This is a genomic window from Lactobacillus sp. JM1 (assembly GCF_009834385.1).
GTDB classification, from domain to species: domain Bacteria; phylum Bacillota; class Bacilli; order Lactobacillales; family Lactobacillaceae; genus Lactobacillus; species Lactobacillus paragasseri.
This window is the reverse complement of the sequence record NZ_CP044412.1, coordinates 1,064,210-1,083,894: the sequence shown is the minus strand read 5'-3', so window position 1 is coordinate 1,083,894 and position 19,685 is coordinate 1,064,210. Positions and strand designations below refer to the sequence as shown.

Annotated in this window: 19 protein-coding genes, 2 pseudogenes, 1 riboswitch and 1 other annotated feature; of the genes and pseudogenes, 15 read left to right on the top strand and 6 right to left on the bottom strand. The window is 34.0% G+C overall.

Annotated elements, in window-relative coordinates; all coding sequences use genetic code 11:
• Positions 1-110: 110 nt before the first annotated feature.
• Positions 111-1,790 carry an acetolactate synthase AlsS gene (alsS, locus tag F3I00_RS05550; RefSeq protein ID WP_020806993.1) on the top strand — a complete coding sequence of 560 codons (1,680 nt, stop codon included), beginning with the start codon at positions 111-113 and terminating at the stop codon, positions 1,788-1,790.
• 19 nt (positions 1,791-1,809) lie between these two features.
• Positions 1,810-2,526 carry an acetolactate decarboxylase gene (gene budA / locus F3I00_RS05545; protein WP_024273064.1) on the top strand — a complete coding sequence of 239 codons (717 nt, stop codon included), beginning with the start codon at positions 1,810-1,812 and terminating at the stop codon, positions 2,524-2,526.
• 55 nt (positions 2,527-2,581) lie between these two features.
• Here budA and F3I00_RS05540 read toward each other — a convergent pair whose 3' ends face one another.
• The 3 genes and pseudogenes from F3I00_RS05540 to F3I00_RS05530 all read right to left on the bottom strand — a co-directional run.
• Positions 2,582-2,995 carry a DUF3021 domain-containing protein gene (locus F3I00_RS05540; protein WP_020806991.1) on the bottom strand — a complete coding sequence of 138 codons (414 nt, stop codon included), beginning with the start codon at positions 2,993-2,995 and terminating at the stop codon, positions 2,582-2,584.
• Position 2,996: 1 nt separating this feature from the next.
• On the bottom strand, positions 2,997-3,434 hold the full coding sequence (locus F3I00_RS05535; protein WP_020806990.1) for a LytTR family DNA-binding domain-containing protein: 438 nt from the start codon (positions 3,432-3,434) through the stop codon (positions 2,997-2,999).
• Between the two features lie 264 nt (positions 3,435-3,698).
• A pseudogene (locus F3I00_RS05530) lies at positions 3,699-3,989 on the bottom strand (hypothetical protein); the annotation flags it as partial.
• Between the two features lie 11 nt (positions 3,990-4,000).
• Between F3I00_RS05530 and F3I00_RS05525 the strand changes: the two are divergent.
• The 6 genes from F3I00_RS05525 (at position 4,001) to F3I00_RS05500 (ending at position 10,773) form a co-directional block, all read left to right on the top strand.
• Entirely contained in the window at positions 4,001-5,497 is a 1,497-nt protein-coding gene (locus F3I00_RS05525; protein WP_020806988.1) for an adhesion exoprotein, read from the top strand.
• 89 nt (positions 5,498-5,586) lie between these two features.
• The gene (locus F3I00_RS05520; RefSeq protein WP_020806987.1) at positions 5,587-6,186 is read left to right on the top strand and encodes an HAD family phosphatase; all 600 of its coding nucleotides are present in this window, start codon (positions 5,587-5,589) and stop codon (positions 6,184-6,186) included.
• 30 nt (positions 6,187-6,216) lie between these two features.
• On the top strand, positions 6,217-6,840 hold the full coding sequence (locus F3I00_RS05515; protein WP_020806986.1) for an NUDIX hydrolase: 624 nt from the start codon (positions 6,217-6,219) through the stop codon (positions 6,838-6,840).
• 289 nt (positions 6,841-7,129) lie between these two features.
• On the top strand, positions 7,130-7,876 hold the full coding sequence (locus tag F3I00_RS05510; protein WP_159311028.1) for a DUF4097 family beta strand repeat-containing protein: 747 nt from the start codon (positions 7,130-7,132) through the stop codon (positions 7,874-7,876).
• Between the two features lie 152 nt (positions 7,877-8,028).
• Positions 8,029-8,275 (top strand) — a binding site (T-box leader).
• A gap of 63 nt (positions 8,276-8,338) precedes the next feature.
• Positions 8,339-9,715, top strand: coding sequence for a branched-chain amino acid transport system II carrier protein (brnQ, locus tag F3I00_RS05505; protein WP_020806984.1), 1,377 nt, complete (start codon positions 8,339-8,341; stop codon positions 9,713-9,715).
• Positions 9,716-9,927: 212 nt separating this feature from the next.
• Positions 9,928-10,773, top strand: coding sequence for an N-acyl homoserine lactonase family protein (locus F3I00_RS05500; RefSeq protein ID WP_159311027.1), 846 nt, complete (start codon positions 9,928-9,930; stop codon positions 10,771-10,773).
• 10 nt (positions 10,774-10,783) lie between these two features.
• On the opposite strand, the gene F3I00_RS05495 is transcribed toward F3I00_RS05500, so the two are convergent.
• A complete protein-coding gene (locus tag F3I00_RS05495) occupies positions 10,784-11,164 on the bottom strand; it encodes a helix-turn-helix domain-containing protein (RefSeq protein ID WP_020806982.1) in 381 nt (126 codons plus the stop codon).
• A gap of 117 nt (positions 11,165-11,281) precedes the next feature.
• Here F3I00_RS05495 and F3I00_RS05490 point away from each other — a divergent pair, with 117 nt between their 5' ends.
• The 4 genes and pseudogenes from F3I00_RS05490 to F3I00_RS05475 form a co-directional block, all read left to right on the top strand.
• Complete coding sequence (locus F3I00_RS05490) at positions 11,282-11,575, top strand: hypothetical protein (RefSeq protein ID WP_020806981.1); 294 nt, start codon at positions 11,282-11,284, stop codon at positions 11,573-11,575.
• 55 nt (positions 11,576-11,630) lie between these two features.
• Positions 11,631-12,803, top strand: coding sequence for a mandelate racemase/muconate lactonizing enzyme family protein (locus F3I00_RS05485; protein ID WP_020806980.1), 1,173 nt, complete (start codon positions 11,631-11,633; stop codon positions 12,801-12,803).
• 96 nt (positions 12,804-12,899) lie between these two features.
• The gene (locus F3I00_RS05480; protein ID WP_020806979.1) at positions 12,900-13,694 is read left to right on the top strand and encodes an SDR family NAD(P)-dependent oxidoreductase; all 795 of its coding nucleotides are present in this window, start codon (positions 12,900-12,902) and stop codon (positions 13,692-13,694) included.
• A 179-nt stretch (positions 13,695-13,873) separates the two neighbouring features.
• A pseudogene (locus F3I00_RS05475) lies at positions 13,874-14,209 on the top strand (ABC transporter ATP-binding protein); the annotation flags it as partial.
• A gap of 26 nt (positions 14,210-14,235) precedes the next feature.
• On the opposite strand, the gene F3I00_RS05470 reads toward F3I00_RS05475, so the two are convergent.
• Together F3I00_RS05470 and F3I00_RS05465 are read right to left on the bottom strand one after the other, a co-directional pair.
• Entirely contained in the window at positions 14,236-15,285 is a 1,050-nt protein-coding gene (locus F3I00_RS05470; protein ID WP_159311026.1) for an IS30-like element ISLga1 family transposase, read from the bottom strand.
• 65 nt (positions 15,286-15,350) lie between these two features.
• A complete protein-coding gene (locus tag F3I00_RS05465; protein WP_024273060.1) occupies positions 15,351-15,974 on the bottom strand; it encodes a sugar-binding domain-containing protein in 624 nt (207 codons plus the stop codon).
• A 161-nt stretch (positions 15,975-16,135) separates the two neighbouring features.
• Here F3I00_RS05465 and F3I00_RS10785 point away from each other — a divergent pair, with 161 nt between their 5' ends.
• The 3 genes from F3I00_RS10785 to F3I00_RS05455 are packed head-to-tail and all read left to right on the top strand — an operon-like array spanning position 16,136 to position 19,398.
• Complete coding sequence (locus F3I00_RS10785) at positions 16,136-16,507, top strand: MerR family transcriptional regulator (RefSeq protein WP_020807839.1); 372 nt, start codon at positions 16,136-16,138, stop codon at positions 16,505-16,507.
• A complete protein-coding gene (locus F3I00_RS10780) occupies positions 16,501-16,854 on the top strand; it encodes a hypothetical protein (RefSeq protein WP_020807838.1) in 354 nt (117 codons plus the stop codon). The genes F3I00_RS10785 and F3I00_RS10780 overlap by 7 nt, the downstream gene beginning before the upstream one ends.
• Before the next feature lie 33 nt (positions 16,855-16,887).
• Entirely contained in the window at positions 16,888-19,398 is a 2,511-nt protein-coding gene (locus F3I00_RS05455) for an excinuclease ABC subunit UvrA (RefSeq protein WP_020807837.1), read from the top strand.
• Positions 19,399-19,501: 103 nt separating this feature from the next.
• Positions 19,502-19,668, top strand: a riboswitch (M-box (ykoK) riboswitch).
• The last annotated feature ends 17 nt before the right edge of the window (positions 19,669-19,685 follow it).

Sequence of the window (19,685 nt, the reverse complement as noted above, 5' to 3'; positions counted from 1 at the left end):
ATAGGCCTATTTTTTGTGAAAAATCCGCTTACTTGAAAGTCATTTGTTTTGTATGTATACTTGTAAATTGTAAGTAAGAATATGAAATAAATGGAAGAAGGGAATTTGTCGTGACAGAAGAAAAGTATTACGGTGCTAACGCTATCGTGGATAGTTTAATCAATCATGACGTAAAATTCGTTTTTGGGATTCCTGGAGCAAAAATTGATCGCGTATTTGAATTGCTTGAACATTCTAAGAATCCACGTACACCAAAATTTATTTTGACTCGTCATGAGCAGAACGCAGCTTTTATGGCTGCTGGAGTGGGGCGAATTACTGGAAAACCAGGTGTAGTATTGACAACTTCAGGTCCTGGAGCATCAAATTTAGCAACTGGTTTAGTGACGGCGACAGCGGAAGGAGATCCCGTCTTGGCAATTTCTGGGCAAGTTCAACGAACAGATCTTTTGCGTTTAACTCACCAGAGCATGAAAAATGCAGCTTTGTTTGAACCAATTACTAAATATAGTGCTGAAGTTCAAGAACCAGAGAATATTTCCGAAGTAATTGCAAATGCCTATCAAGAAGCAGAAGCTGCTAAGCAGGGCGCAAGTTTCGTTTCAGTTCCACAAGACGTAACTGACGGAGAAGTAAAGACCAGTGTGATTGCACCAATAGAAGCTCCAAAGCTTGGACCAGCAAGTCCGATTGAATCAACCTTGCTTTCTCAGCGTATTAAAACCGCCAAATTACCGGTACTTTTGCTCGGAATGAGAGCTTCTGATCCTGAAACAACTAATGCAATCAGACGTTTAATTGCTGAAACTCATTTACCTGTAGTTGAAACTTTCCAGGGAGCAGGAATTATTCCACGTGAATTAGAGGATGATTTCTTTGGTCGTGTAGGACTTTTTAGAAACCAACCAGGAGATCAATTGCTTAAAAAGAGTGACCTAGTAATTGCAATTGGCTATGATCCGATTGAATATGAACCACGTAACTGGAATTCAGATCGAAGTGCTAACATTGTCGTGATCGATTCGATGCGTGCAGAAATTGATAAGAACTATCAACCTGAACGCGAGTTAGTTGGAGATATTTCGCAAACTCTAGATTTCCTTCTACCATACATGAAGGGCTATACAATGCCTGAAGAATCTAAAGAATACTTAGATTCTTTGCGTAAGACTTTGCAAAAGCGTGATACTACACCTACTGTGACTAAAGACCAAATTAAAAGTCATCCCCTAAGTATCATTCAAGCTTTGCAAGATAGGGTAACTGATGATATGACAGTGACAGTAGACGTGGGTAGTTTCTATATTTGGATGGCAAGACACTTTAGAAGCTATGAGCCAAGACATTTGCTATTTAGTAATGGGATGCAGACACTAGGAGTTGCGCTTCCTTGGGCAATTTCAGCTGCTTTAGTTAGACCAAATACTAAGATTGTTTCTATGTCAGGGGATGGCGGTTTTATGTTCTCTTCGCAAGATTTAGAGACAGCAGTACGTTTAGGTTTAAATATAGTGCATATTATCTGGAATGATGGAAACTATGATATGGTAAAGTTCCAAGAAGAAATGAAGTATGGAGATTCAGCGGCTGTTAAGTTTGGACCAATTGATTTTGTTAAATATGCAGAAAGTTTTGGTGCCAAAGGGTACCGCGTTGAAAAGGCAGCTGATTTAAATAAGGTTTTAGATCAAGCCTTTAAAGAAAATGGACCAACAATTGTTGATGTGCCAGTTGATTATAGTTTCAACCAAACATTAGGCAAGACGTTGTTAGATGACCAGATTCATTAACTCTGGAAAGGAAAATACAATGGAAAAATATGAAAGCAAAGTATTCCAGCATGGTACTTTAGGGATGCTGGTGCCTGGATTATTTGATGGAACAATGACAATTGCAGACTTGTTAAAGCATGGTGATTGGGGCATTGGCACAGCAAGTGGTCTTGATGGTGAAATGATTGTGCTAGACCATACACCTTATTTGGCTCAAAGTAATGGAGAAATCAGAGTTTTAAAACCTGAAGAGAAAGTGCCTTTTGCGACAGTTCATTTTGAGCAGATAAAAGATAAGTTTACTGCTAGAAATTTGACCAAAAAAGAGTTAGAAGAGCACATTTTGAAAACTTATCCTTATAAAAATGTATTTTTTGCAGTTAAGATTGTAGGTAAGTTTTCAGCTGTTAGAACACGAGTAGTTGAGAAGCAAACTAGACCTTATAAACAATTGCTTGCCGTAGCAAATGAACAAGCCGTATTTGAAAAATCTGATGTTTCAGGGACAGTAATAGGTTACTTTGCACCAAAAATGTTTCAAGGAATGGCAGCACCGGGATTTCACCTACATTTTTTAGCAGATGATAAGTCAATTGGAGGCCACTTGTTAAACTTTGATGTCAGTGAAGCAACAGTTTATTTACAGCCATTTACTACGATCGACCAGCATTTGCCATTAGATAACCAGGAATTTTTAGATAAAGATTTAGATATAGCAGATATGCATGATCAAATTAAAAAAGCAGAAGGCTAAACGAAAAGTGCGTATTATCAACGTTTTTGAGACGAAGATAATACGCATTTTTTGTTTATAGTTTTTGATTCAATTTTTGGACTTGATTTTTTACTTGATGGTAAATACATAGCCAGATAATTAAGTAACCAATAATGTAGATGACTGTGAAAACAAGAAATGGAATAATTTGTAACTTGATCCAATCGTTAAGAACGTAGAAGAGAAGATAATCAAGATAGATGACAATAGCGTCAATTGTTGTTGCAAGACCGAGTGGAATCCTTTCAACCTTAAAGATTGCGTTAATGCCACCAGCAATAAAGGCAAGTAAAAGACTTGATACAATATTTTTATTTACATCTTGAACTGAAATAGTATGGAAATTAATAGTGACAGAATAGATATAGTAAAAAATCACTAATATTAAGGGTCCAAACCCCGCAGCTTGTAGGCCACTTTTAATAAAATTGCGGATAAATTCTTTCATTTTAATTCAGTTCCTTTCTGATTTTGGCAAAACAACGTCTTGAAACGTAATCAGTTAGTCCATTTTTCATAATAATATTGACTCCAGAGTTTTTGGTTTCTTCAAAGTGGTCAATATAGTTTCGATTGGCTATCGCTGATTTATTGATTTTCCAAAAGTTGGATGGAAGAAGATCAGTCAGTTGATACAGTCGTTTTCTAATATGATATTGCTTGTCATTATTACAGATGGCTAGAACCTTATTTTCAGCAATTGTAATCATGACAATATCTGAAAAACTGACCATAGTTAAATCTTTATCATCGTAAGCTACAATTGTATTTGAATTGCCATTTGATAAAACAAACTCTTTTAGTTGAGCTGAGAAATCACTTCTTTGATGTACATAGGCTTCCACTATTTCTGCTTTACTTGGCTCAATGAATAATTTGAATTTCATTTTTAACTCCTTTCAATTTTTATTATAGAGATTAGAAATAAAAAAACTTTATTTTGCTTGTTATCGGTTAAAAAGATGCAATAATCGGTAAAAAATAATAAATTAACGAGTATTAAATAAGATTTTTTGAAAAAATATAAAAAAAGAACAATGATCTTCTATTTTGAAGAACTCATTGCTCTTTTTTTCGCATTTTGTTTAAGAAATTAAAATATATACAAGCTAGTTATAAATAAATATTTGACATAAAGAATTGTAATTTAATCAAACTATCTTATTGTGTTTAACAGGAAACAAAAATGAAGTAACCGGAATAACTAAGTACAGAATCATAGCTATTTTTGGAATAAATAATGACAGAATAATCAAAATAACATTTAAAAATAGGGTAACAGCAACCTTTCTAATGAATGATCTACTGATAATAATATTCATAATCTGTGAATATTTTGCTGTCTTTTTTGCACCAAAGTATTGAATTAGATATTCTAAAATTTTGGCAACTAAAAATACAATCCCGAAGTTAGCAACTGCAAAAGTTGAGCTTTCAGCCAAAAGAAAAGAGCATGCAATTAATTGGTACTTCAACACTTCCAGGCTATATTCCTGATCGAGTAGTAGTTGGCGGAGAAAAGGTAACACCTAATGATTTAAATAAAGAATATATAGTTACTTTTAAACTCAATATGAAACCAACTAATACAATGCAAAAAGCAAAAATCCGGTACGTGGATCTAACTACTAATAATCAATTATTAACCGAAGATACTGTTTCGGGTTTAGCAAATACACCAATTAATTATGATCCTCAATTTAAAATCAAGCACTTTGAAGAACAAGGTTATAAGCTAGTGGCTAATGGCTTTAATCATAACGGAGATGTGCAATTTTTTGGAAGTTCAAATGATTACTGTCCAATTTTTATTATCACTTTTATATCTGCTGTTGAAGTTGTAAACATAAATAATCCTGTAGACTGGGTTGATCCATCTTTATATCACAGAAAGAGTAAGCTGATTGTTAATTTTGAGGGATGCCCGAATCCGCCAAAGACAGTCATTCAAACAATTAACTGGTTTCGAACAATTACAGTCAATAATATAGTCAAAAAAGTAATTCCTAATGGTGTTTATGATAAAACTTGGCGTGCGGATGAGGAAAGATATCAAGAAGTTAAAATTCCCATAGTTCAGGGATATCATGCAGATTTAGATTTCATTAATCAAAAATCTGTAACTTTAGATGATCAAACCATTACAGTTCAATACCACCCTAATGGTCATTTGATTCCAGTTGATGAAGCGGGAGCTGCTATTCAAGGTGCACCAAAGCCTCAATTTGAATCGGACTCTAATGATGCAAGTAAAGTTAAAAATGATCAAAATGTGCCGAAAGTAAGCGGCTATCAAGCAACTTTAGCTACAGTAACTCCAGCAAATCCAGGACAAGATTTAACTGTAGTCTATGAAAAGATAAACAATAATGACGATACTTTATATATTAATCTAAATCACGATCATGAATCAGATTCTCAAGCTGCAATAGATCATGAAAATGTAGATCAACAAACTGATTTGACAGATAATAGCAAAATTGTTCAAACAGCAATTATTAATTTTATCGATATAGATGATCATGGTCACTCTATTACTTCTTCCGGAAAACTTTCTGGGCGCGTTGGTGATTTAATTAATGATTTATATAGTACTGAAATTCCATTGAAAGTATTGAAAGAGCAAGGATATAGGGTTGTATTTGATGACTTTAACGAAAATAGTGAAAGACAATACTTTAAAGAAAGTGTTCTACCTCAGATATTTACTATTGGATTAAGTAAAAAATCAAGCGATAACCAAGATAATCAAGAAAGTTCAGATCTAAATGAAGAATATGAAAAATTACGTCAAACAAGAGAGCAGTTTAAGCAAATAAAGCCAACAATTATGGATAGTTCTGACGAATTGAATTCTTCGCAAACCGTTAATAAACTCATTGATATTATTACGGGGTTATTAACTTTGATATTTATGCTTAGTAGAGGTAAAAAAAATAAAAGATTATAGATCTATATAATTAATTTTGCATTTCCTTGCAAGATTTTATTAAAAAGCGCATATTTTAATTATAGATTTTAAAAATAGAAGGTAAGTTAATGCTTAAAAATATTATCTTTGATTTTGGAAATGTCATTATGAATTATAATCCCGATGAAATTTTGAATCATTATGAGCTAAGGCCAGCAGACCACGATTTATTGAGAAAGACAATTTTTGAATCTAAAGAGTGGAGCGAGATTGATGCTGGCAAGATTACGGAAAAAGAGGCAACTGAAATATTTATAGATCGTGTTCCCGACCAATTAAAAAGCAAGGTTAAACAAATTATGGCAACTTGGCCCGAAAATGTTGATTTCTATGAGCCAGTTTTTAACTACATGGAAAAATTGCGTCAAGATGGTTATAAGATCTATGGTTTGTCTAACACAGGGATGCAATTTGCTAATTTTGTCAAGAATTCGGAAATGGGGAATTATTTCGATGGTTATGTTTTCTCTGCTCAAGAGAAGTTAATGAAGCCAGATAGAAGGATTTATGAGAAATTAATTGCTCGGTATATTTTAAAGCCAGAAGAAAGTTTATTTATTGATGATTTAAAGGCAAACACTAATGCAGCAAAGAAATTGGGCATGCAAGCTTTTACTTTTAAAATCGATAAGCTAGGCGAATTACAAGACTATATTGCTAGTCATTAATTTAACTATAAAGTTTTAGGTGATTGAAGAATGAAGACAAATGATCAAATTGCAAATTGGGCAATGGACTTACAAAGTTTGGCTCAAGCTGGATTAAGATATGGACATGATGTTTTTGATCGAGAACGTTACGAAGAAATTCGTCGTATTGCTGGCGAGATGATGTCAGCTAGAACTGGAATTCCGGAAGAGAAACTTAAGACTCTTTTTTTAGGTGATGAAGGTTATCAAACTCCAAAAATTGATACACGAGCTGCAATTTTTAAAGATAATAGAATATTGCTTGTTCGTGAAAAAAAGACACAGGAGTGGTCATTGCCTGGTGGCTGGAATGATTATGATCAAACTACTGCTCAAAATTGCGTTAAAGAAGCTCGTGAAGAAGCGGGAAGAATAGTAGAACCGATTAAGATTATTGCAGTGCAAGATCGGAATCATCATAATAAGCCTGTTATTGCGACTAATATTACGAAAATATTTTATTTATGTAAGGAAATTAGTGGAAAGTTTACGCCAAATGATGAAACGGATGCATGTGATTATTTTAATTTAGATAATTTACCTAAACTTTCACTTGGACGAAATACTAAAGAACAAATTGCAATGTGTTTTGATGCAAATAATGATCCTGACTGGGATACTAAATTTGAATAAGATCAATAAAATAGCTCCAAGAAATATTGCTTGGGGCGTTTTTTTATGCAAATATAATAGCCACATTTTGGTAAAGAATGAATGTCCTTATCAGAATGTGGCTTTCGTATTTTATAGTGGTTGAATAGTTTGATAATAAAGTTAGTAAAAAATAGCTTAGGTTGTTTTTTGTTGCATGTTAGGTATAATTTTTAACCACTTAGTCAAATTTCATTGAAAAGCATCTATATGATAGTAAAATTAAATTCAAATAAGATTAGTTAATGAATAATAAAAAGAGGTATATAAAATGTTTTTCAATAAAAATGACGAAACTAAAGATACAGTTGTTGATGAAGTTTTAAGCAGTGATAGTTTTAATAATTTGAATCTTGATTTAATTGATCTTGATCTTAAAGTTGAAACTGGTAATAAGTTTGAAGTTCACTATTGTGGATCTGAAGATGAAAAGCCGAGCGTTGAGCTTAAAGATGATACACTTGAAATTGAAGAACCGAGAGTAGAGCGTAAGCACGGAAAGTTTTGGAGAAAAGATTTTATTGAAGTAAATATAGTTAGTCAAAGCGATAGTGGTGCTTTAGTTGTTACAGTTCCTGATGGTCATCAATTAGGTGCGGTAAAAGTTTCCTCAGTAAGTGGTGATGCAGATTTTAAGAATCTAAATCTTGATTCTTTAGTTATCTCTATTGTAAGCGGAGATGTAAGTCTAAGAACAGTACAAACTGACGAAGTTAAATTAACTACAACTTCAGGAGATATTAATCTCAAAGAAGTTACAGTAAAACAAGGAAAAGCCCAACTAGTAAGTGATGATTTTACACTGAAAAATAGTTTAGTCCTTGATCAATTTAAGGTTTCAACTACTTCGGGCGATAACTTAGTTGAAGATGTAAAAGCTGCTCAATATCAACTAAGTACTTTAAGTGGAGATAATTCGTTATTCGGAAAAAATGAAGCAGCTGCCGAAGGAGATAGTACAAATAATGCTGGTACTATTATTTTAAGTACTTTATCTGGTGATAATACGGTTAAGTAATTTAGTTGAAAAGAAACTGGCTGATCATTGAAGATTTAAAAAATGGTTTATTTTTAAATAATGAATATTGAATAAGCAAAAAACAAATTTATAAAAAACTGTTGACATTTATGATGTTTATATTAAAATGATTATTAACAAATTTAATTAATCTGAAAACAAAGAGAAAGAAGAGTAGCATAATCTTAATTTTCAGCGAATCTCGTTAGGTGTGAGGAGATAAATTATAAGATTAAGTGAAAATCACTTTCGAGTTCTGATTCTTAATTTTAAGTGAGAAGAAGTGGGAGCACCCATTATAGTGCCTACGTATCGTCAAGTAATTGACTGCACGTGAAAAGGTATTACTAGTGATAGCAATACGAACAAAGGGTGGTACCACGCTGAAGCGTCCCTCAACTAAGTAATTTAGTTGAGGGGCTTTTTTGTATTCAGAGATATTTTTTGGAGGGAAAGAATATGATGACAGATCATACATCACGAAAATTAACATGGAAGGATTATTTAGTGGTCGCTTCCTTGCTATTCGGTTTATTCTTTGGGGCTGGTAACTTGATTTTCCCATTGCACTTGGGACAACTCGCTGGAGCAAATTGGGGTACAGCCGCAGTTGGATTTTTAATCACGGGTGTATTACTGCCTTTATTATCCGTTTTAGCTGTTGCAATTACGCATGCTGATGGCGTTTATGATATCGGAAAACCGCTAGGTGCTGGTTTTGCAGTTGTATTTATGGTCTTGATCCATGCTACAATTGGTCCTTTATTTGGTACACCGAGAACTGCAACTGTTTCATTTACAGTTGGGATTGCACCATTTGTTCCTAAAAATATGCAAGGAACAGCCTTATTAATCTTTTCTGCTTTGTTTTTCTTAGCAGCTTTTGGTTTTTCTTACCATCAAAACAACATCTTATCTAATGTTGGTAAAGTATTAAACCCACTATTTTTATCTCTACTATTCTTAGTATTCCTTGTAGCTTTTGCTCGTCCATTAGGTAACCCACAAACCGCAGCTGTAACTGCTGCTTACAAGCATGGCGCTTTAGTAAGCGGATTCTTAGAAGGATACAACACAATGGATGCTTTGGCAGGACTAGCCTTCGGTGTAACTGTTGTTACAGCAGTACGCGGAATGGGACAAAAGAATGCTAAAAGTGTTTCAAAAGTTGTTGCTAAGTCTGGTTTGTTAGCTGTGCTAGCTATCGGTTTTATCTACTTATTATTGATCTTAATGGGTGCAATGTCATTAGGCCGCTTTAAAGTTTCAGACAACGGTGGTGTTGCATTTAATCAAATCGTTAATGTTTATGGCGGTGTCTTCGGTCAAGCTTTACTTGCATTTTTATTAACTGTTACTTGCTTGACCACTGCTGTTGGTTTAGTTGCTGCTTTTGCTCAAGACTTCCACAAACACTTCCCACAAGTTAGCTACCACGCTTGGCTAGCACTTAGCTGTTTAGCTTCATTCTTAGCTGCTAACTTTGGTTTAGATACAATCATTGCATGGTCAACTCCAATGCTGATGTTCTTATACCCATTATCAATGGTATTAATTTTATTGTCTGTCTGCTCACCATTGTTTAAGACTGATGGAGTTGTATATTTCTTTGTAATCGTCTTTACAGTTGTTCCGGCCTTGGGCGATATGGTTGTAGCCTTTCCAAGTGTTGTCAGTCAAAGCTCATTTGGTTTAGCAGTAGCTTCTGTAAGAAACCATTTACCCTTAGCTAACATGGGGCTTTCATGGCTTGTGCCAGCTTTAGTTGGTTTGGCAATTGGATTAGTTGTTCATTTTGTTAAAAATAAAAAATTAGCTTCAACTTTAGAAGAAGATTAATTGAAAATATCTGCTGATTAACTTCAGCAGATATTTTTTATCTAAAGCACAAAGATGATGTTGATCGAAAATTTATCCTAGATTTGATTTCAAAGGAGTTAACTAACTTAGCAACTTATTTTTAGACATTTTTGACAATTATGTAGTGTTAAATTTGCGTATTTCTTCATAGAATATTTTTATAAACTAAAATATTTTATGAGGTAATAATTATGTCAGAATATAAAGTTCATATAATTAATACTGGAAAAGTTAGAATTGAGCCTGAATTAGCATTTGGTGGAGATCATTGCTCAGCTGCCAAGGCTGCTGGCTTTTCAATTAAGAAATCACCTAAAATTTGGTTACCAGTAAATGTATTTTTAGTTGAAACACCAGATAAATTAATCTTGCTCGATACAGGTTGGGACCGTTCAATGAGTCCAAATGGTGTTTTTGATAAAAAGGCTCAAATTAAGTCCTTAGGTTCTTCACTTTTATATCACGTTAATCAAGGCGTGGTTCCAAAAGGGATGACAGCGAGTGAACAACTAGCTAAATTAGAAATTAAGCCAAGTGATATTGACTATGTCATTATTTCACATCTTGACTGTGATCACGCCAATGGTTTACGTCAATTCAAAGATGCCAAGAATATTATGATAGCACGGTCAGAATATGAGTATGCTAAGAAACATCCCTATATTCGTTTTAAGAAAAAATGGTGGGATGGTATGGATTTAAATTTGTATGATTGGAACGACAATCAAGGCCCATTTGGTAGATCTTATGATTTATTGGGAGATAAGAGTATTGAACTCATTAATATCCCAGGACACACTGCTGGATTAGTCGCTACCAAGATCACTAATAGCAATGGCAAATATTTCCTTTATTATGGAGATGGTGGCTATGGTGAAAAATCTTGGAAGGAAATGGTAACCTCTGGTATTTCAATGGATAAAAGTGCTCAAAAGAAGTCACTTGAGTGGGTTAGAAAAGAAAGCTTAGATCCAAATTGTATAAGATCATTAGCTTGTCACGGGATTGAGGAAAAGCCTGAGATATTTGAATTTTAAGTAGTAAATTCTATTTAAACAAGTCTTTATGCACATCATTAAAATGCATCCCTTTATATATGTCGGGGGTGCTATTTTTGATGGCCCAATTTGAAATTGTATTTAAAACTGGCAGCAACGTTTTTCCCTTATTTGTTAATGAATATTCGACGCGAATTGGCATTTCATTATACTGTTTTCTTTCAATGATATCTTGTTGCTGCAATTCCTTAAGCGAATCAGCTAATGCTGCATCAGAAATATTTTCCATCTGCTCTTTTATTTCACCATATCTCATAGACTTTTTGTGTCCTAAGATACACAAGAGTCTTGGTTTCCATTTTCCGCCAAAGATATCTAATGCGTAATCAACAGTACAATAGTATTCTTTTGGTAATTTTCTTTGATACATAATTGACCTCACTCAATAATTCTTTAGTAGCTAAAACTCTTTTTAATATATATAAATCCTTTCAACTTTATCTTACTATAAAAATGTAAGTTGATTAAAACAGAAAGGAAAATTGATATGGCAGTAAAAGCTTATTTAGAAGTTACGATGCAGATCCCAGCAGAAAATAGAAAGGCAGCTGCAAATGTTTATAGTGATTACCGTAAACCATTTTTAGAAACTATTCCAGGCGCTGAAAGTAAGGCATTACTTGTTCGCGATGAAGATGTGCAGGTATTACACGGCTTTGATTCAGTAGAACATGCACAAGATTATCTCAAGAGTGAAATGTTTACTAAACATGTTTTTCCAGGCTTAAAACCTACTTGGACTGCTGAACCAGAAGTTAGAATTTTTTCAGTTGTTGGATAGAATACTAAAAATATCAAACGTTCTAGTTTGATATTTTTTATTAGGTAAAGAAAAAATGAAAATAACTAAAATCGATCTATTATATAGTGATCCAGTAGAAGATAATTGGCAGCCGTCTTTTTGTCGTATTTATACTGACAGGGGTATTTATGGCGATGGTGAAGTTGCTCTATCATATGGCGGAGCAAAAGAAGCTGCTTTTATTGAAATGAAAGAATTAGCTCCCATGTTAATCGGGATGAATCCCTTAGAGCATGAGGTCATCTGGCAGAAATTATACAGAAATAGTTTCTTTGGTAAAAATGCAGGTCCTGTAATTTTTGGCGCTATTTCAGCTTTTGATATTGCTTTATGGGATATTAAGGGAAAGTATTATCAAGCTCCACTGTGGGAATTACTTGGTGGCAAACAACGAGATCATTTAAAAGCTTATGCTAGTCAGCTCCAAATGGGATGGGGAGAGTCAAGAAAGCCTGCAGCTTCAGCTCAAGATTATGTAAATAATACAAAAATTGCCTTAGAAAAGGGATTTAAGACTGTTAAAATTAACTTTTTAACATTTGATGAGCAGGGAAAACAAATTCCGTGGCAAAGACAGACAGCCTTTTTATCACCTAATTATTTAAACTTAGCCGAAGAGAGAATTAAGGCTGTTCGTAATGTTTTAGAAGAAAATGGTGAATTGATCTTAGAAAATCATGCTTTAACTGATAAATTATCAGCTGTTCAATATGGCAAGATGTCTTCAAAATACAATATCTTATATTTTGAAGAGCCAGTAAAGCCAGATCCCGATTTGTTAAGTTATGTTCATCAAGAAACAGGTTTAAATATTGCTTCTGGTGAGCGAATGTATTCTCGTTGGGATTTCAAACGTACTTTTTATCAAAATAGCATCCAAGTTGCTCAGCCAGATATCTGTACTGCAGGAGGTGTAACAGAAGTTAAAAAGATCTGTGATATGGCAGACACAAATGAGATTGGTGTGCAGATCCATGTAGCTGGAAGTAATTTAGCAACTTCCGTTTCATTAAACTTAGAAGCTGCAATTCCTAATTTTGTCATCCACGAATATAATATCAACACTGAAATGTCCAAAATGCTTAGCTTGACTAAGTATGATTATGAGCCTGAGAGTGGTGTATTTACTGTCCCTGATCGACCGGGGATTGGCAATGAAATATCTGATTATGCTTTTAAACATAGCAGAGTAGTTACAATTAAGTGAAATTAAGGATACCTCTGATAATTTGCTAGCAAAGAATAACTTTTTGGTCTATAATTATTGCTAATAAAAAGTAAGCCAAAACATTGGAGGTAAATCATGGATCTTGGATTAAAGGGAAAAGTAAGTTTAATAACCGGTTCAACTAAAGGAATCGGAAAAGCAATTGCAATTGAAATGGCTCGTGAAGGTGCCGATGTCATTATTAATGGTCGTAAAAAAGAGACTGTTGATCAAGTAGTTAATGAAATCAAGAAAAAGTTTCCTAATACTAATCCTCAAGGCGCTGCATATGATATTTCAATTGCAGAAGAGCGTGAAGAATTGTTTAAGCAAATTCCTAAAGTTGATGTATTAGTTAACAATATGGGCATTTTTAAGCCAATGAATTACTTTGATATATCAGAAGAAACTTGGCAACATTTTATTGATGTTAATTTTTATTCTGGTAATGCTTTGGCTAAATTTTATCTTCCTAAGATGCTTAAACAAGATTTTGGACGTATTATTTTTATTGCTAGTGAAGAGGCTGTAATGCCATCTGGAGAAATGCCACAGTATAGCTTAACTAAGACAATGAACTTGTCTTTAGCTAAAAGTTTATCTAAGTTAACAGTGGGGACGCATGTAACTGTAAATACAATTATGCCAGGTTCTACTTTAACTGAAGGTGTAGAGCAGATGCTAGTCGATATGTATAAAGACTCGGATTTACCTAAAGACCAATGGGAAAGTGACTTTATGAAAAATCATCGTCCCTTATCTCAGATTCAACGTTTAATTAGACCAGCAGAAGTAGGAAGGTTTACTGCTTTTGTTGCGAGCCCGTATTCATCTTCGTTTTCTGGTGAAGCCTTAAGACTTGATGGTGGGTTGGTCCCAACTTTGTATTAAAAAATATTTATCTAAAACTTAAAAGCAGAATTTAGTTCGAAAGTAATCTAAATTCTGCTTTTTTGTAGATTTAAATGGTTTGTCGTATTTCTAATACTTTTTAGAATATTGAAGTTGTAAGTGTGAAGTTGTAAAATTTAATTAAAACATAATTAAATTTTACTTACTTGGAGATAGAAATGAGCATAAAAAAACTATTTAAATCAAATAAAAAATTATTTATTCTGATTTTCTTTATGGTTTTTATAGGAATGGCAATTGACTCATTATCACAATATTTAATGACGCCAGCATATAACTATCTTAGAAATATGAATTTATTGGGCTTTATTCTGTTTATGTGTTTAGCTTTAGGCTGTGACGCTGTCAGACTTGGGCTAATATCGGGATCAGATTATTTATATAGTAAAGAAACACAGAATTATTTACATCAAATACGTAAAAGAATTGGTCGCTATTTCTTTAAAAATGATATTAATCAGACTGCAAAGGTACAAAATAATATGGTCGTAAATTGCAATAATAAATTGAACACTTTTGGTTAAGCTGCTTGATAGATTCGATCTAATTCTCTTTCAAAGATTTCATCTGGTGTATGATAAGCTAAGATCTTTCTTGGCAATGAGTTGCACCAGGTTTCAATATCAATGATATTTTGTAAAGAATAGTTAGCTATTGCTTCTCCTTTAGGAATGAATCTGCGAATAAGACCATTGTGTCTTTCAACTGTTCCCTTATCACAAGAAGTGTAAGGATGGGCATAGTAAACCAGTGTATTGGATGCTTCTTCTAGGTTGGACAGATCCGCAAATTCTGAACCATTATCAGTGGTAATAGTTTTAAAAATATCATTCCAGTGTTCACTGTATTGTCTTTGGAGTTCTTTAAAGGCTTGCATGACACTGATAGAAGTCTTGTCGGGAATACGAATAATTAAGAATTCACGACTCATGCGCTCAGATAAGGTTAACAGCACTTCATCATCTTTAGTCTTATGTCCAAGAACCAAATCGCATTCCCAATGACCGAATTCATTACGTTCACTAATTTCTTTTGGACGTTCTTCAATACTTCTGCCAAGCTTTTTCTTGTTTTTGCGAACACGATGAAGCTTGGTATTGCGTTTAAGCTTCTCAGGCAAGTCGTAATTATAAATGCCTAATAAGCCCTTATCAACGTAATTATAAGGAGTTTTGGTGCAGACAACATCGCTGCTAGAGAATTCGCCAGCAACAGTGGCACGATTACTGCAAACATCAAGCGACCAACCGTCTTTAAAGAAATGTTTGTGGACATAGTGAATAAATTGATTTTTTTTGAGAAAGTCTGATTTACGCCCACAATTTTTACGATGAGCTTGATATACATCATGTCCTTGAGTAGCCTTGTATCTTTTGACTTTACCATGATACAGTTTTACAGTGCCACGTTTAACCTCATAACTGATAGTAGAAGGAGAACAGTTGAGTTCACGAGCAATTGCACGCAAAGAGCAGCCATCTTTCAAACGCAATTGAATAATAACTCGCTCTTCAAATGATAAATGCTTTCCTTTAACGTGCCGATTCATGGTAGAATGTAAAGAGTCCATTTTGACCTCCAATAGAAAGTTTTTGTGGTTATTAACATTCTATCAAACAGGTCCGAATGGACTTTTTATTTTTCTAAAGTGTTCAATTTGATTTTACAATCAACGAATTGATAATTTAGTTTGAAATTAGTGATTTGGCTTTGAGGGAGTGCTAAGAGCCAAACATTGCGCATAATGCCAGAATAATTGAAGAAATCAAAGTATGGTTGAGCAAGTTTTTGACCATTATCTAGGATTTCTTCGGTGCCACAAGGAATAGCTTTTTCAGATAATTCGTTATTGACTAAAACAGTTACACGATTAGTTTGGTTGTAATTAATATAATTAGAAATTTTTACTTGAAATGGTAAAAAACCACCTTCATGTTGATCGACTTCATTTCCATTAATAAATACTTTTGCACGATGAGTAACTGAACCAAAGCGTATATAAAGTTCTTTCTTCTTTAGAAATGAAGGAATAAAGAAGTCTTTTTGATACCAAAAGTCTCCAGTATAGTATTTACGGTCTCGCTTGGTAGTTAATTCTGCAAACGTACCTGGTACAGGCATTTCTTCAGGATTAGGCAACTCTTTATTCCATCCCTGGTCTAAGCCAACAGAATTTGGATCAGTTTCAAATTGCCAAGTGCCATTCATTAAAGTGTTAAACCGATATTTATTTTGAATTGGATATAGTGCAGATTCCATAGATGATTTTCCTTTCTAGTAATGTTTTCTCTTATCTATATTTTACGCTTGGGGAGAGTAAATAGATTTGAAAATGGTTTAATAAATTAAATCCCTTGACTGTAACCTCGCGTCACAGTTTATTTTATTTATAGAGAATAATTAAGAAAGGAATGTTGAGAGTGGCCAATGATAAATTATTATCAATTTCTGAATTTGCTAAACTTGCAGGCACTACCAGACGAACTTTGATATTTTATGATCAAAAAGATGTCTTTAAGCCAATGAAGATCGAAGAAACTGGTTATCGCTACTATAGTTATGAGCAACTCTATCAAATTGGTTTTATCTTGGGATTACGTGATTTAGGACTTTTGGTAGAAGAAATTAAAGATTATTTGGGCGATTCTAGCAGGGATGCATTAAATAAAAAATTAATACCTTTAAAAAATAAGATCGAACTACGTATCCAAAATTTAAAGCAAATTTTATCCATTTTGCGTCAAAAAGAAAATGATAACTTTCGATTAACCAATGTCGATTTTATATGGTAAAGAAATGTTTTTTACCAGATCATGATTTTTGGTGTTTTGATTTTAAAGTTGATTGTTCGGAAGCAGAAATTGCTTCGGCATATAGTCAGTTTTACCAAGAATTAGGTGCTGGTGTCATGGCTAATAAGAACTTATCAGGTTTTCTTACAGATTTACCGCAGGCAAAAGTTGATACCTATGCAAATACTGGTGCAGGAATTGAAAAAGGTTTAGCTGTAATTAGAAAATATGCTCAAGATAACAATTTTAAAATTGGCAACGACTTGTGGCAGTTCAATATTGGCTTAAATATTGAAAAACTTGGTCTAACAAAAAATGGTATTTTAACATATAAAATTTTAAAATAAAGAAAAAATTGAAGCTTTAGATAGGAGTTTAATTTGGAATTACCAACTCAAATAGAAATTAAAGGTGCGAGAGTCCATAATTTAAAAAATATTGATGTAAATATTCCACTTCATAAATTTGTTGCTATTTCAGGCTTGTCTGGATCAGGTAAGTCTTCTTTAGCAATGGGAATTTTATATGAAGAAGGATCAAGAAGATATTTAGATGCACTTTCTACATATATGCGTCGTAGAATTAAACAAGGTGCACAAGCTGACGTTACTTCGGTTAAACATATTCCGTCTGCTTTAGCTTTGCGCCAGCGTCCAAGTATTCCAAATGAACGGGCAACTGTTGGGACAACAACCGAAACATTTAACGTTTTACGTTTGATTTTTTCAAGATTAGGTTCGCCAGTTTGTCCTAACGGTCACCGCGTAGCTCCAAGTTTAGATATCGCGGAAGCTATGTCTAAGTCAGGTGAAGAAATGGGACAAATTACTTGTCCAACATGCGGTGTTAAGTTTTATGTACCAAGCGCTGAAGATTTTGCTTTTAATTCTGATGGTGCTTGTCAAGAATGTGGTGGAACTGGAAAAGTTCGTCAGCTTGATGACAGTAAACTAATTGCTGATCCTAATTTATCAATTGAGGACGGAGCAGTTGCTTCATGGAGCTTACCAGGAAGAAACTTTATGCCAAGCGTAGCTCAACATGCTGGAGTAAGGATTGATATTCCTTATAAGGATTTAACGGATAAAGAAAAAGGTTTTGTCTTAAATGGTCCTGAGAAAAAATATAAGATGGACTTTTTGTCTGGAACAGGTCGGGTATTTCATGATTTTAATGCTTTGTATGAAAATGCCCACCAAGCAGTTTTGCGCTCAGCAAAAAGTAGTAAAAGTGAACGTGCACAAAAGAGAATTGCAGAATTTTTCACTTATTCAACTTGTCCAGTTTGTCATGGTACGCGTCTTCGTCCAGAACTTTTGAAGCAGTTAGTTAATGGTAAAAATATTTATCAAGTTCAACAAATGCAGCTAGGGGATTTGCCAGCTTGGAGTAAGGAAGTATTAGCAAAATTGCCTGAAGATATGCATAAAATGGCTAGCTCTTTGATCAATGAATTTCTTAATAATCTGCAGCCGTTGCTTGATTTAGGACTAGATTATTTAACTATGGAGCGAGCTGGCAACACTTTATCAACTGGTGAACTTCAGAGAATTCAATTAGCGAGAACACTACGTACAGAAACAACTGGCGTTTTATATGTCTTAGATGAACCCTCGATTGGCTTGCATCCAGCTAACGTTGATGGCTTAATTAAAGTTTTGCGCAAATTAGTTGATCAGGGTAATTCTTTAGTAGTTGTTGATCACAACGTTGATATTATTAAAGCTGCTGATGAGATTATTGAAATTGGTCCAGGTTCAGGTGAACAAGGTGGTCAAATTTTAGATCAAGACAGTCCTGAAGAAATTAAGAAAGATAAGCAGTCACTAATTGCACCATATTTAAATGGGAAAGCACATTTAATGGCTAGAAAAGTTAGCGATCAGGTTAATTCAGATCAAATTAGTTTTGAAGTAGAAGATTACTTCAACTTGAAAGATGTTCAAGCAGGTATCCCTTTGAATCAATTAACTAGTGTGACGGGCTTTTCTGGAGCTGGAAAAACTAGTTTGATTCTAGATTCATTAGTTCCTGCAATCAAGGCACAAGATAAAAGTGAACCACTACCTAAACAAATTAAGAATTTTGATTGTCCAATTAATAATGTGGTTAGCGTGGATGCTTCACCAATTGGCAAGAGTACGCGTTCAACAGTTGCTACTTATACCTCAATTATGGATAATTTGCGTAAACTTTTTGCAAAACAGTCTTTGGCTAAAGAAAAACATTATACGCCAAGCTATTTTTCTTACAACAATAAAGAAGGTGCTTGTCCAACTTGTGGTGGAACAGGAATTGTTACTTTAGATATTCAATTCTTGCCTGATATGCAGCAAACTTGTCCAACTTGTCATGGCGACCGCTATAATCCTGGAATTCAAAAAATAAAGTGGCATGATATGTCAATTGTGGATGTTTTGAATCTTGATGTTAACGAAGCGATTCCTGTTTTTAAGCGTGTGCCAAAGATTGAACGTGATTTGCAGTTGCTTAAAGAAGTTGGTTTAGATTACCTGCACTTAGGTGAAAGTACGCCAACTTTATCTGGTGGAGAAGCACAGCGTTTAAAATTAGTGACTCACTTAAGTCATAAGCAAGACGATACTTTATTTGTCTTTGATGAACCAACAATTGGTCTGCATCCCCTGGATGTTAAAGTCCTAGTTGAAGTCATGCAAAAATTGCTTGATCAAGGTGCAACTATTATTACGATTACACATGACCTGAATTTAGTTGTTAATGCAGATTATATGCTAGATCTGGGACCACAAGGTGGTGAAAATGGTGGTCGTATTGTAGCACAAGGCCGACCACTAGAATTAATTAAAGATCCGCAAAGTTTAACTGTAGAGTATTTAGCTAATTATCTAAAACAATTTAACTTAGATTAATTATTTGATGTATGGATTTAGAGTAAAAGTAAAGAATTTATAAACATGCTTGAATAATAAAGAATAATTGTTTAATCTATTAACCGTTAATTGAATAAAGAAGCAAATGAACTGTTAGGTGAGACTCCTACGTAAATATACGCTGATGCCCAGCAACATCTAGAGATGCCAACGGGTTAAACAGGAATTGTCGACTTAAGGCTTTTCCCAGTCAGCTAGTTGAAAAATTTCACGTTACGTAGTGTTAAAACTGAACGACGAGTATAAATCGCTAAGTTAAGACCAAT